This is a genomic window from Nibrella viscosa, assembly GCF_039541875.1.
Classification (GTDB): domain Bacteria; phylum Bacteroidota; class Bacteroidia; order Cytophagales; family Spirosomataceae; genus Nibrella; species Nibrella viscosa.
On record NZ_BAABHB010000006.1, the window covers coordinates 144,794 to 157,352 of the forward strand.

The window sequence follows — 12,559 nt, forward strand, 5'->3', positions numbered from 1 at the left end:
AAGAATTCTAAAACCATAGAATTATGCAGTTGTCTAAATCGGAAGAACAGCTCATGGAGTATATCTGGCAGCAGGAAAGACTCTACTTCAAAGACCTGATGCAGTGTTTGCCGGATCCTAAACCGGCTTCGACGACAGTAGCCACGCTGCTGAAGCGAATGCAGGAGAAAGGCATTATTGCGTACCAGGTACACGGTAACTCCCGCCAATACTACCCGCTCATCAGTAAGGCCGATTACTTTGCCAGGCACGTCAATGGAATTATCAGAAACTTCTTCAATAATTCTGCCATGCAGTTTGCTTCATTTTTTGCGACCAATACCAATCTGACGGCCGAGGAACTGGAGGAGTTGCGGAAAGTTGTGGATCAGGAGATTACTAAAAAGAAGCAGCAATGATGGCTTACCTGCTCAAAACGATTGCCTGCTCAGGCGTATTCCTGATCGTTTACCTCCTTTTTCTGGAGCGGGAAAAAATGCACCGCTTCAACCGGTTTTATCTTTTATTCGCCATCGTCTTTTCGGGTGTAGTCCCGCTGCTTACCGTTGACGTCAAAAATCCTGTCATGCCTGACCTGTTGAACCATTCGGTTGTGGCGCAACCCGGTCAACCAACGTCAACGGTCCCGTTATCGCCTGCCGCCAACCGTGATCTGGTCCTTTGGGTCTCCACGCAGGCCGGGAAATCGTTGCCCTTTCTCACCCTGTTTTATTGGGTATATGCCGTGATTACGGCTGGGTTTCTGATCCGTTTTGGGAGAAACTTCGCCGTTCTGGTCAAAAAGACAAGCCGGAATCCGGTTACCCGGTGGAACGGTACCCGCGTGGTACTCCTCCGGGAGGAGACGCCGATCTATTCGTTTTACGATACAGTTTTTGTAAACGAAAATGACTTTCGGCATCACCGTATTGAAGACGAACTGCTGGTGCATGAAGCAGCGCACATTCGCCAGAAACACTCGCTGGATATTCTGTTTATGGAACTGGTTCTGGCTTTTGGTTGGCTGAACCCCGTCTTGTTTCTCTACCGAAAAGCCATCGGTTTAAATCATGAATTTCTGGCTGATGAGGCTGTAAACAGGACATACGCAAATCCAGGACAGTATCAGCTTTTATTGGTAGACAAACTACGTAACCAAAGCGATGGCAGGCTGATCAGCCGTTTTAACTTCTCAGGTATCAAAAAAAGAATGACCATGATGACCAAATCCTCCAACCCGGCAACTATGTTTCTGAAAAAAGTGGCGTTGATCCCCTTTATTTTCGTGGTAGGTTTTCTGTTTAGCGAGCAAATTCAGGCACAGGAAAAGCCAATGCCGGCTTCGCGTCTGGAAACGAACGTGGGTAAACCGGAGTCGGTCGGTCAGGGCGCAACACCCGCCGAACTGGATGAATACGAACGGATTGTCAAGGAAGCGAAACTGCCTCTCCCGGCCGGCCGGCAAGCCCAATTGCCTCGTCATGGGTATGACTGGGGGCACGAAGGTCGGGAAGTGGCCGATCAAATTTTCCGGAAAATGACCAAACAGCAGCAGGCGAATGCAACACCGGCGCGGGGGTTTGCGCCAATTCCTGTACGCCCCTCCAGAAAGTCACCCTCGCCGGCCTATTTTGCTTCCTTGAAAAACGGTAAAAAATACGCGATCTGGATTCATGACCGGCCCGTCAGAAATTCGGTACTGAACAATTATAGGCCTTCGGATTTCGTCTACGCCCTGTCCAGCTACGTATATAATAATGCCCGGAGCAAACGGTTTCCCCAGCCCTACCAGGTGAGCCTGCTAACCGAAGCCGAATACCAAAAGCTGTATGAAGGTTGGAACGCGCCGGATAAGGAGTAAGTGTAACGTGTTAAATTTCATCAATCGTCTTATTAGCCCCGTGCGGCTAACTCCTTCCGAATCTTGCTGAGAAATTCAGGGGTAAAGCCCAGGAAGGAGGCAATCATGTATGGGGGCACCCGCTGCTCTATGCGCGAGTAGCGTTTAATAAAGTCGAGGTACCGCTCCTCGGCGGTGTGGCTGATAGTTGAGAAAATACGGTTCTGAAAGGCAATGAAGGCTCCCTGTAGCTTGATGCGAAAGAAGCGGTTGAACTCAGGAATATCGATGAAGAGCTGCTGGAGGTCGTTTATCTCAATCTCCAGCACTTCCGTTTCTTCCAGGGCTTCGACGTACAGTGTGGCCGGCTGACCGGTTACCAGGCTTTGGAAATCCGAAATCCACAACTCTTCAATGGAGTGCATGTGGGTAAGCATAGGTGCCAGCCCAAAATTGGTTAAATCACCAGACCGATTGCTCAAAAACAACCTGAAAAATTTGCCTATCTACTAGTTGGTAGGTAAGTTTGCGCAAACGATCTGACTATGACAACGCGGGATACCATTCTGAACCTGGCCGACCACCTGATAAAAGACAAAGGATTCAATGCGTTCAGCTTTCATGATCTGTCCAGGACCATCGGCATCAAGACAGCGTCCATTCATTACCATTTCCCAACCAAAACCGATCTGGTCATCGCCGTTATCCGGCAGCACATCGACCGGTTTGCAGCCCTGAAGGAAAGTCTGGCCGATAAAGATCCGATCACGAAGTTGAGAGGATTTTTCTCGATCTACGCCCAGTTGAAGAAAGAAAACAAAGTGTGTCTGGTCGGCTCCCTGGCAACTGACCTGCATACCGTCGATGAACGCATTCAGGGTGAACTAAAGACACTGGCTGGTCAGATTCTGGACTGGGTAACCGATATACTACAGGAAGGACAGGAGCAAGGCATATTCCACTTCGACGTACCGGTCCGGACCAAAGCGATACTCATCATCACCAATATGATGGCTATTGTCCAGCTATCGCGGCTCACCGGCGACGATGACTTTAAGTTAGTTAAATACACCATTTTAGAGGAACTTCAAACAACTCATTAACATGAATACTGCGACTGAATTTCTGGAACGCCAGTTAGGGAAAGAAGCAACTCATTCACTATCACCGCTGATGCGGTGGCTCAACCCGGTGTTGTTGTCGGTTGAGGAAGGTAAACTGGTCTTCCAATACGTCGTCCGGCCCGAAATGACTAACCCCATCGGCACGCTGCATGGCGGCATTACGGCAGCTATTATCGACGATGCCATTGGCGCTACCCTGTTCTCGTACGGGGAACCCTGGTTCTATACCACCGTGAACAATGTGATTGACTACCTGGCTCCGGCGCGGCTGAACGACACCATTATTGCCGAAACGTCGGTGCTGAAAAAAGGCAGACAGATTGTGAATGCGCAGTGCGACGTATGGAATGCAGACCGGAGCCGGCTGCTGGCCAGAGGCTACTCCAACCTGATGAAAATAGACGTATCCAACCGATGAAACGAGTCGTTGTAACTGGCGTGGGGGCGCTTACGCCGATCGGGAATACGGTGCCGGCCTTCTGGCAGTCGCTGGTGAACGGGGTTAGCGGAGCGGCACCGATTACCAAATTCGATGCCGCAAAGTTTAAAACCCAGTTTGCCTGCGAGGTAAAGAACTTTGATCCGCTCGCTTTCATCAGCAAGGGTGAAGTCAGAAAATACGATCTGTTTACGCAGTATGCGCTGGCAGTCGCCGATGAAGCTATTACCAGCGCTGGTATCCATTTTGATCAACTGAACCGCGACCGCATCGGCGTTATCTGGGGCTCGGGCGATGGAGGGGTATCTACCTTCGAAGAGCAGGTAAGCGAGTTTCAGGCCGGCGACGGTACGCCCCGCTTTAACCCCTTCTTTATTCCTAAGCGGATTATCAATATTGCATCCGGGGTAATATCTATCAAATATGGACTGCGGGGCGTAAACTTCACGACGGCTTCGGCCTGCTCGGCCAGCAATACCTCGATCATTGAAGCCTTTAACTACATTCGGTGGGGTAAAGCCGATATGATGATCACCGGTGGTTCAGAAGCGTCCGTCACCGAATCATCCATTGGCGGTTTCAATGCCTCCAAAGCGCTCTCCACCCGCAACGACAGCCCGGCAGCGGCTTCTCGTCCGTTCGATACAGACCGGGATGGATTTGTGCTGGGTGAAGGAGCCGGGGCGCTGGTGCTGGAAAGTTACGAGCACGCCATCCGGCGCAATGCCCCCATCCTGGCGGAAATCGTTGGGGCTGGGTTAGCCGCCGATGCCTACCACCTGACCGCCACCCATCCCGACGGCGACGGCGCTGTGCTGGGCATGCAACTGGCCTTAGAGGATGCCGGCATCTCACCCGCCAACATCGACTACGTCAACGCCCATGCCACCTCCACCCCGACTGGTGATCTGAGTGAATTAAAGGCCATTCTCCGGGTGTTTGGTGCTAACTCGCCGGTGTCCGTCAGCGCCACCAAATCCATGACCGGCCATCTGCTGGGCGGAGCGGGTGCCATCGAAGCGATTGCCTGCATCAAAGCCATTCAGGAAAACTGCATTCCGCCGACTATCAACACCACGCAGCCCGAGCCCGAGTTTGCTGAACTACTGGACTTGACCCTCGGAAAAGCCAAACCGAAAACGGTCAACTACGCCATGAGCAACACCTTTGGCTTCGGCGGGCATATCGCTACTTCTGTTTTTGAGAAGTTTATAGAGTAGAAGATGGGGTTTGGCGTTTAGGTAGTAGCGAAAGACCAGTTTTGGAATAAAGTTATCATTTTGCTGGTTACATGTTAACCGGACTTTTTTCATCTTTGTGAAGCAAATTGTTAGCCTATGACTACCCTGATTGTATCTGTTTCAGATGAACAAAAGACTATGCTGGAGCAACTTTTTCAGCAGCTACACATACCCTTTGAAGAGTATAAAGATACTGAGGGACCGGGTAAGACAACACAGGGTAAACTTGATCCTTTGGCACTCCGCACGATCATTGACTATGGCATTCACGAGCCGGAGAGTGACATTCGGCCTTACACGCATATCGACGACTCCGCCGATTATGTCCGCCAGCTTCGCAATACTGACTGGCAATGATACTTATCGATACATGTCTGCTAATTGATTATTCGCGCCGGCGACAAGAAGTGATTGAGTTTGTAACCGTTGTGGGTAAAAGCAATCTGTTTTTAAATTCCATCATCTAAATGGAATTCTTACAGGGAGCATTAAATGCTGCCGACTTACGTCAGATCAGGCGGGATTTGCCGGGTTTTGCTTTGATACCCATTCAACAGCCTATCCTTAACTCAGCTACACAATTACTGGAAATGTACCGCTTGTCCCATCAGGCCAAAATACCGGAATTTTTTTGTTGTCCCCAATACAATACTTTTAGTAAATTGTCTTAGTCAATGATTATGGCAGAACTTCCAGCTTTTTCGCCTGTTCCTTTCTGGGATGTTAACATGCAGCAGATTGATTATGAACGGAACGCCCGATTTGTAGTCGAGAAGGTGCTGAATTACGGGCTATGGACTGACATAAAAGAGCTTTTACGGTTTTATGGGCCAGATCGCGTCAAAGAGGAAGCTTTACAAACTGTTTATCTGAAAAAGAAGACGCTGTCGTTCTGTTGCGCTATTTTTGACCTACGACCTGAACAGTTTAAATGCTACACACGGCAACAGTCCAGCCCGGTACGCTGGAACTACTGATATATTTACAGCAGCTTTCTTAGACTCCTTTGCATTGGCCGGTAGAACCAGTCTGGCTTTACGTTTCGGTCACAGGCTTTCTGTTGATCTTGATCTATTCACGAATCGTTCTTTTGACACAGCGGCCGTTTACGAAACAATCTTAACAGCCTATCCAACACTCGTCAAAACTGATGAAGCGCAGAATACACTTAGTTTGTATATTAATGGGGTAAAAGTAGATTTGATAGCGCACCGTTATCCTATTGTTCAGGCATTTCAGATTCAGGATAAAATTAGGCTATGGTCAATCGAGGATGTCAGTGCCACGAAACTCGGCGCTGTAAGTAACCGGGGTGCAAAGAAAGATTTCTGGGATATTGCCGAGTTGCTAAACCACGTTTCATTGGCGCAGATGCTGGAATGGTTTTCATCAAAGTACACTAACAGCGATATTGGTTATGTCATTCGTTCGTTAACCTATTTTGATGATGCAGACCTGCAGGAGGATCCTATTAGTTTGCGAAAAGTAACCTGGGAGCAAATCCGACAGCACGTACTCCTGGCCGTCAGACAGTATGTGCGTGGGTAGCAGGACCTTACTTACGCACACATAAATTTCTCCCCAGCCCCCTTCCATCCCACCGGGAATTCCCCTATTTTTACCCATAGAACGATCCTTGTAATCCTTCTAATCCGGTAAATAGTAGTTCGCGAATATGCAATTCTCCCACCTCCACTGCCACACCCAATATTCCCTGCTCGACGGACAGGCCGATATTAAGAAACTCATCAAGAAAGCGAAAGCCGACAACATGCCCGCCGTGGCCATTACCGACCACGGCAACATGTTCGGGGTGTTTGAGTTTGTGGCCGAAGCCGCCAAGCAGGGCATCAAGCCCATTGTTGGCTGCGAGTTTTACGTGGTAGACGACCACACCCGCAAGCAGTTTACCAAGGAGCAGAAAGATATTCGGTACCACCAACTGCTACTCGCCAAGAACCCAACCGGCTACAAAAACCTGGTTAAGCTCTGCTCGCTGGGTTATATGGAAGGCCTCTACGGTAAATACCCCAGGGTTACCAAAGCGCTGATTGAAAAATACAAAGAGGGTCTGATTGCCACTACCTGCTGTATCGGGGCTATTGTGCCCAAAACGATTCTGAGAAAAGGGGAGGATGAGGGCGAAAAAGAGTTTAAATGGTGGCTCGACCGGTTTGGAGACGATTATTACGTAGAACTCCAGCGGCACGAAATACCCGATCAGATTAAAGCTAACGAAGTACTGGTTAAGTTTGCTACCAAGTACAATGTAAAAATTATTGCGTCGAATGATTCGCACTACGTGGATCGCGACGATTGGGTGGCCCACGATATTCTGTTGTGCGTAAACACCGGCGAAAAGCAGAGCACGCCCTCGATGAAGGAATTCAGCGACGACGAAGCAATGCCTAAAAATACCCGGTTTGCGTTTTTCTCCGATCAGTTCTATTTCAAGAACACCCAGGAGATGAGCAACCTGTTTCACGACCTGCCGCAGGCTATCGACAATACCAACGAGATTGTCGATAAGGTGGAGACGCTTAAACTGAAACGGGATATTCTGCTGCCTAACTTCCCCATCCCCAACGCGTTTCAGATTCACGACGACGATGTTGCCAATCAGTGGGAGTACCTGAAACACCTGACGTTTGAGGGAGCCCGGAAACGGTACGGCGAAATTGAGTCACACGTACAGGAGCGCCTTGATTTTGAGCTTTTTACCATAAAAACCATGGGGTTTGCCGGCTACTTCCTGATCGTGGCCGACTTTATCAAAGCCGGGCGCGATTTGGGTGTGATGGTGGGGCCGGGGCGGGGTTCGGCCGCGGGCTCGGCGGTAGCCTACTGCATCGGCATTACCAATATAGACCCGATTAAGTACGACCTGCTCTTTGAACGATTCCTGAACCCCGACCGAAAGTCGATGCCCGATATTGATACGGACTTCGACGATGAAGGGCGCCAGAAGGTGATTGATTATGTGGTGCAGAAGTACGGTAAACAGCAGGTAGCCGCCATTGTGACCTACGGTACCATGGCCGCCAAATCGGCGATCAAGGATGTCTCGCGGGTAATGGACCTGCCCCTCAACGACGCCAATGCACTCGCCAAACTTGTGCCCGATAAGCCGACGTACAACATGACGCTCCGGCGGATTTTTGAAGATCCCATTGACGGCCCCGGTGGTCTGTCCAATCTGATTCAGCCCGAAGAGGTTGAAAATGTGAAACGAATGCGGGCTCTGGAAGCGGGTGATCAGAGTGTAGGGCGGGCCATGAAGCTGATTGATACCGAGAAGGTGCAGAATGTGCTTCAGCAGGCGCGCCGGCTGGAAGGTACCGTCCGGAACACAGGGGTTCACGCGGCCGGTATCATCATCGCCCCCGATGACCTGTCGAATATCGTACCCGTTTCAACCTCCAAAGATACTAACCTCATTATCACCCAGTATGAGGGGAAAGTAATTGAAGATGCAGGGGTTATTAAGATGGACTTTCTGGGGTTGCGAAACCTCACCATCATTAAGGAGTGCCTGCGGCTGGTGAAGCAGAACCACGGGGGGCTGTTTGTCAACGGGGTTGAAACAGACATCGACGATATTCCGCTCGATGATCCGAAGGCGTATGAGCTGTTTCAGCGGGGTGAAACCAACGCTATTTTCCAGTTTGAATCCGACGGGATGAAGAAATACATGAAGGACCTCAAGCCCGACCGGTTTGAAGACCTGATTGCGATGAACGCTTTGTACCGCCCCGGCCCAATTCAGTACATACCGACATTTATTAATCGGAAGCACGGCCGCGAGGAGGTAAAGTACGACCTTCCCGAAATGGAGGAGTACCTGGCTGATACCTACGGTATTACGGTTTACCAGGAGCAGTTGATGCTACTGTCGCAAAAGCTGGGTAACTTTACCAAAGGCGATGCCGACGTGCTGCGGAAGGCGATGGGTAAGAAGCAGAAAGACGTGCTCGATAAGATGAAGGGAAAGTTTATGGATGGCTGCAAAGCCAACGGGCTGAACCTGAAAATCTGCGAAAAAGTCTGGACCGACTGGGAAGCCTTTGCGTCGTACGCCTTTAATAAGTCGCACTCGACCTGCTACGCGTTTGTCGCTTACCAGACGGCCTACCTAAAAACCTACTACCCGGCCGAGTACATGGCAGCCGTATTGACCTCCTGCCTGGGCAACATCGAAAAGATTACCTTCTTCCTCGAAGAGTGTAAGAACCTGGGTATTCCGGTGCTGGGCCCCGATGTGAATGAATCGGAGCGGGTGTTTGGGGTAAACAAAAAAGGCGAAATCCGCTTCGGTCTGGCGGGGATCAAAGGAGCGGGTGATGCCGCCGTTGAAGCCATTATTGACGAGCGTACGAGTAATGGGCCGTTTAAAGATGTCTTCGATTTCATGATTCGGGTTAACCTGCGCACCGTAAACAAGAAAACGCTCGAATCGCTGGCCTATGCCGGTGGGTTTGATGCCCTGGATGAGTACCACCGGGCGCAGTACTTTGATATACCGGCCGGCGAAACCTCGTCGTTCCTGGAAAAGCTGATTCGCTACGCCAACAACTACCACCAGGATAAAGCCGCAGCCCAGAACTCCCTGTTTGGCTCGATGGTCGGCGGGGTCATGGAAATTTCCCGCCCCAAAGCGCCGACGGTACCGCCGTGGAATCAGATTGAAAAGCTGAAGTTTGAAAAAGAAGTCGTCGGCTTTTACATCACCGGTCACCCGCTGGATGAGTTCCGCATTGAGATGGACGCCTTCTGCAACTGTCAGCTCGACCAGGTGTACGAATCCAAATCGCCGGAAATTAAGGTCGGTGGTATTGTTACGTCGGTTATCAATAAAATTGCCCGCAATGGTAACCCTTTCCTGATCTTCAAGCTGGAAGACTACAACGGGTCGCTGGAGATGACCTTGTTCGGCGAAGACTTTGTCCGGATGGGGCAATATGTCGAAATGGGCCGTTTTCTGCACGTAACGGGCAAGACCCAGAATCGCTGGAACTCGGATGCGCTGGAGTTTAAGCCGACCAGCATCCGGCTGCTCAGCGAAATGCGCGATAAATTCTGCAAAGAACTGCGGGTTACGCTGGAACTGGGCTACCTCAATGAGCAGGTAGTCGCCCGCATGGGTGAACTGACCAAAGCCTACCCCGGCAACTGCACCCTGATCCTGACCGTTGCCGATCCCGATGAGCGCGTGGAAGTAAGCCTGTTGTCACGCACGGTAAAAGTCCGCCCGGCCAACGAACTGGTGCGGGCATTGGAGCAGATTGACGGGGTAAGTTGTAAGGTGGCCTAACTAAATAGTTCTTATCGTTGCCTCCGGAAGTCGGCTCCTGGCTTCCGGAGGCTTTGTTTTTCAACCTATGCAGCAAGCAAGTGAAAACCTAAAGCGGTTGATTTGCGTTGCATTATTAGCGATCCTATGTCATTACAAATACGTTTTAACTTACCTGCTGATTTTAAATCAAATGACGTCATTGGAACTTGTCCAACAGTATTACAGTGCTTTTAACAACAAAGACTGGTCGGGTATGCTGGCCCTGCTGCATTCAGAAGTACGCCATGAACCGAACCAGGGTGATCCGCGAATCGGCATTGAGAAGTTCACCGACTTTCTTCGGCATATGGATGAGTCCTACGAAGAGACTTTAACAGATATGGTGTTCTTCATAGAGCCGTCTGGCCAACGAGTAGCGGTTGAGTTTATGGTCAATGGTGTTTATAAGCAAGGGGGAGAGGGCTTGCCCAAAGCAAATGGCCAGCGGTATGTGTTGCCGGCGGCTGCTTTTCTGGAAGTGACGGATGGAAAAATCAGCCGGGTGACCACCTATTACAACCTGCCACTCTGGATTAAACGGGTTTCCTAACGAATGCCTCAGGAGTCATTAATTTATCTTACAAAAGTCGGGGAAGAGATTGGGCAAGTGGTGGATGATCTGGCGGCTTTGCGCATTCGGGTGTTCCGTGATTTTCCGTATCTCTATGATGGGTCTTTCGACTATGAGAAGGACTACCTGAAGCCGTATACGCAGTCGGAGCGTTCCTTTTTATTTGCCGTGTATCACGGTCAGCAGATGGTCGGGGCTACCACGGGCCTCCCGCTGGTCGACGAAATGCTGGAGATTCGGCAACCGTTCGAACGAGCCCCATACGATCTCACTACCATTTTTTACTTCGGCGAGAGTCTGCTGCTGCCCGAGTTTCGCGGGCAGGGAATAGGGCACCGTTTTTTCGATGAACGGGAAGCCTTCGCCCGTAGTTTTCACGCGTACACCCTGGCGTGTTTCTGTTCGGTCGATCGGCCGGACGATCATCCGGCCAGACCGGCCAACTACCGGCCGAACGATGGGTTCTGGCTGAAACGGGGCTACCGCAAAGAACCAGCCCTAAAAGCTACGCTGACCTGGCCGGATATTGGCGAAGATACGGCTTCGCCGAAGTCGATGTTATTTTGGACGAAGAAACTCAAAGAGTGAATGAGCGAAAGAGCGAAAGAGTGGTGCCGATCCGGTGATATCCTCGCTCGTTCACTCATTCACTCTTTAAATTAGCTATGAACGTAACCGTTGCCACTGCTCAATATCCTATAACGGAGCATACCAGTTTCGCCAACTGGCGTACGCACATCACCCAATGGGTGGAGGAGGCTGTTAATCAGAAGGCACAATTGTTGCTGTTTCCGGAATATGGTTCGATGGAACTGGTGAGCCTGTTTTCGCCTGAGGTGCGGGATGATATTCGGTGGCAGGTGCAGGAACTGCACGTGCTGCGTGCCGATTTCATCGGGGTGTTTGCTGAACTGGCCAGGCAGTGTGGTGTCATCATTGTGGCACCCAGTCTGCCGGTTGCTGAAGAGGGGAATATCGTTAACCGAGCCTATGTGTTTTCGCCGAAAGGGCTGGCAGGCTACCAGGATAAATTCTTCATGACCCGGTTTGAGGATGAAGTGTGGGGCATTCGCAGTGCACCCAAAACACTGTCGGTCTTTGAAGCGGAATGGGGCAGCTTTGGCATTCAGATTTGTTACGATATTGAGTTTGCACTGGGGTCTCAACTCTTGAGTGCCGCCGGGGCATCGGTTATTCTGGCCCCCAGTTGTACCGAAACTATTCGGGGCGCTACGCGGGTGCATGTGGGTGCCAGAGCCAGAGCGCTGGAAAATCAGGCCTATACCATTATTTCGCAGACCGTCGGCAACGCGCTCTGGTCACCGGCGGTGGATATCAACTACGGCTTTGCGGCCATGTACTGCACGCCCGACAGCAATTTACCGGAAGAGGGAATCCTGACGGCTGAAACACCCCAAATGGAAGGCTGGCTGACGCATACCCTCGACATGACGAAGATTGAAGCCGTCCGGACCGAAGGGCAGGTCTTTAACTTTAAAGACAGCCAGCGGCTGATGTCGGGCTTCCTGCATGAGAAGGTCGAGGTCGTTAAGCGGCAGGTTTAATCAGACAGGGTTTTGCCTTTCAAAAGGTCATCATACGTTTTGGAACTTAATCGGCCCGAACGGGTTTATGGAAGAGAATTTGATCTGCAACATTTAAACTTGTTTTGTTATGGCATCAAGAGCTATTGAAGCAACCGACGCGAACTTCAACGATTTAATTAATTCCGATAAACCCGTACTGGTAGACTTCTGGGCCGAATGGTGCGGTCCCTGTAAGATGATTGGCCCGGTAGTAGAGCAACTTGCCGACGAGTACGATGGGCAGGCTGTGGTTGCTAAAATGGACGTTGACCAGAACGCCCGTATCCCCATGCAGTTTGGCATCCGCAGTATCCCAACGTTGATGGTTTTTAAGAACGGTCAGATGGTCGATAAAGTGATTGGTGCCGTGCCCAAGACCGTTTTGGAGCAGAAACTGAAAGCTGCGTTATAAAATACGTTACTGATAAATGCAAAAGGCCAGGCTTA

14 protein-coding genes are annotated in these 12,559 nt (G+C 50.6%); 13 read left to right on the forward strand and 1 reads right to left on the reverse strand.

Going from position 1 to position 12,559, the window contains the following annotated elements; translation table 11 throughout:
* Window positions 1–23: 23 nt before the first annotated feature.
* Entirely contained in the window at window positions 24–398 is a 375-nt protein-coding gene (locus tag ABD931_RS16330; RefSeq protein ID WP_345268884.1) for a BlaI/MecI/CopY family transcriptional regulator, read from the forward strand.
* Window positions 395–1,840 (forward strand): hypothetical protein, encoded by a 1,446-nt coding sequence (locus tag ABD931_RS16335; protein ID WP_345268885.1) that lies wholly within the window; start codon window positions 395–397, stop codon window positions 1,838–1,840. The genes ABD931_RS16330 and ABD931_RS16335 overlap by 4 nt, the downstream gene beginning before the upstream one ends.
* A 32-nt stretch (window positions 1,841–1,872) precedes the next feature.
* Here the strand turns inward: ABD931_RS16335 and ABD931_RS16340 are convergent, their stop codons facing one another.
* Window positions 1,873–2,256, reverse strand: a complete 384-nt coding sequence (locus ABD931_RS16340) for a Crp/Fnr family transcriptional regulator (RefSeq protein ID WP_345268886.1) — start codon at window positions 2,254–2,256, stop codon at window positions 1,873–1,875.
* Between the two features lie 108 nt (window positions 2,257–2,364).
* Here ABD931_RS16340 and ABD931_RS16345 point away from each other — a divergent pair, with 108 nt between their 5' ends.
* From ABD931_RS16345 to trxA, 11 genes are all read left to right on the forward strand, one after another.
* Entirely contained in the window at window positions 2,365–2,922 is a 558-nt protein-coding gene (locus tag ABD931_RS16345; protein WP_345268887.1) for a TetR/AcrR family transcriptional regulator, read from the forward strand.
* A 1-nt stretch (window position 2,923) separates the two neighbouring features.
* The gene (locus tag ABD931_RS16350; protein ID WP_345268888.1) at window positions 2,924–3,361 is read left to right on the forward strand and encodes a PaaI family thioesterase; all 438 of its coding nucleotides are present in this window, start codon (window positions 2,924–2,926) and stop codon (window positions 3,359–3,361) included.
* On the forward strand, window positions 3,358–4,602 hold the full coding sequence (gene fabF / locus ABD931_RS16355) for a beta-ketoacyl-ACP synthase II (RefSeq protein ID WP_345268889.1): 1,245 nt from the start codon (window positions 3,358–3,360) through the stop codon (window positions 4,600–4,602). Before ABD931_RS16350 ends, fabF begins: the two co-directional genes overlap by 4 nt.
* 117 nt (window positions 4,603–4,719) lie before the next feature.
* The gene (locus ABD931_RS16360) at window positions 4,720–4,980 is read left to right on the forward strand and encodes a hypothetical protein (RefSeq protein WP_345268890.1); all 261 of its coding nucleotides are present in this window, start codon (window positions 4,720–4,722) and stop codon (window positions 4,978–4,980) included.
* 323 nt (window positions 4,981–5,303) lie between these two features.
* Entirely contained in the window at window positions 5,304–5,600 is a 297-nt protein-coding gene (locus ABD931_RS29380; RefSeq protein ID WP_440590446.1) for a DUF6922 domain-containing protein, read from the forward strand.
* Window positions 5,530–6,171 carry a nucleotidyl transferase AbiEii/AbiGii toxin family protein gene (locus ABD931_RS16365; RefSeq protein ID WP_345268891.1) on the forward strand — a complete coding sequence of 214 codons (642 nt, stop codon included), beginning with the start codon at window positions 5,530–5,532 and terminating at the stop codon, window positions 6,169–6,171. The genes ABD931_RS29380 and ABD931_RS16365 overlap by 71 nt, the downstream gene beginning before the upstream one ends.
* 127 nt (window positions 6,172–6,298) lie before the next feature.
* The gene (gene dnaE, locus ABD931_RS16370) at window positions 6,299–9,934 is read left to right on the forward strand and encodes a DNA polymerase III subunit alpha (protein WP_345268892.1); all 3,636 of its coding nucleotides are present in this window, start codon (window positions 6,299–6,301) and stop codon (window positions 9,932–9,934) included.
* A 172-nt stretch (window positions 9,935–10,106) separates the two neighbouring features.
* Window positions 10,107–10,505, forward strand: a complete 399-nt coding sequence (locus ABD931_RS16375) for a nuclear transport factor 2 family protein (protein ID WP_345268893.1) — start codon at window positions 10,107–10,109, stop codon at window positions 10,503–10,505.
* Window positions 10,506–10,508: 3 nt separating this feature from the next.
* Window positions 10,509–11,114: a GNAT family N-acetyltransferase gene (locus ABD931_RS16380; RefSeq protein WP_345268894.1), complete on the forward strand. Its 606-nt coding sequence runs from the start codon at window positions 10,509–10,511 to the stop codon at window positions 11,112–11,114.
* A gap of 77 nt (window positions 11,115–11,191) precedes the next feature.
* Window positions 11,192–12,091: a carbon-nitrogen hydrolase family protein gene (locus tag ABD931_RS16385; RefSeq protein ID WP_345268895.1), complete on the forward strand. Its 900-nt coding sequence runs from the start codon at window positions 11,192–11,194 to the stop codon at window positions 12,089–12,091.
* A 109-nt stretch (window positions 12,092–12,200) separates the two neighbouring features.
* Complete coding sequence (trxA, locus tag ABD931_RS16390) at window positions 12,201–12,524, forward strand: thioredoxin (protein ID WP_345268896.1); 324 nt, start codon at window positions 12,201–12,203, stop codon at window positions 12,522–12,524.
* The last annotated feature ends 35 nt before the right edge of the window (window positions 12,525–12,559 follow it).

Excerpts from the sequence above, each read along its gene's own strand:
- ABD931_RS16330 (WP_345268884.1), top strand. The coding sequence starts at position 24 with ATGCAGTTGTCTAAATCGGAAGAACAGCTCATGGAGTATATCTGGCAG.
- ABD931_RS16335 (WP_345268885.1), top strand. The coding sequence starts at position 395 with ATGATGGCTTACCTGCTCAAAACGATTGCCTGCTCAGGCGTATTCCTG.
- ABD931_RS16340 (WP_345268886.1), bottom strand. The coding sequence starts at position 2,256 with ATGCTTACCCACATGCACTCCATTGAAGAGTTGTGGATTTCGGATTTC.
- ABD931_RS16345 (WP_345268887.1), top strand. The coding sequence starts at position 2,365 with ATGACAACGCGGGATACCATTCTGAACCTGGCCGACCACCTGATAAAA.
- ABD931_RS16350 (WP_345268888.1), top strand. The coding sequence starts at position 2,924 with ATGAATACTGCGACTGAATTTCTGGAACGCCAGTTAGGGAAAGAAGCA.
- fabF (WP_345268889.1), top strand. The coding sequence starts at position 3,358 with ATGAAACGAGTCGTTGTAACTGGCGTGGGGGCGCTTACGCCGATCGGG.
- ABD931_RS16360 (WP_345268890.1), top strand. The coding sequence starts at position 4,720 with ATGACTACCCTGATTGTATCTGTTTCAGATGAACAAAAGACTATGCTG.
- ABD931_RS29380 (WP_440590446.1), top strand. The coding sequence starts at position 5,304 with ATGGCAGAACTTCCAGCTTTTTCGCCTGTTCCTTTCTGGGATGTTAAC.
- dnaE (WP_345268892.1), top strand. The coding sequence starts at position 6,299 with ATGCAATTCTCCCACCTCCACTGCCACACCCAATATTCCCTGCTCGAC.
- ABD931_RS16375 (WP_345268893.1), top strand. The coding sequence starts at position 10,107 with ATGACGTCATTGGAACTTGTCCAACAGTATTACAGTGCTTTTAACAAC.
- ABD931_RS16380 (WP_345268894.1), top strand. The coding sequence starts at position 10,509 with ATGCCTCAGGAGTCATTAATTTATCTTACAAAAGTCGGGGAAGAGATT.
- ABD931_RS16385 (WP_345268895.1), top strand. The coding sequence starts at position 11,192 with ATGAACGTAACCGTTGCCACTGCTCAATATCCTATAACGGAGCATACC.
- trxA (WP_345268896.1), top strand. The coding sequence starts at position 12,201 with ATGGCATCAAGAGCTATTGAAGCAACCGACGCGAACTTCAACGATTTA.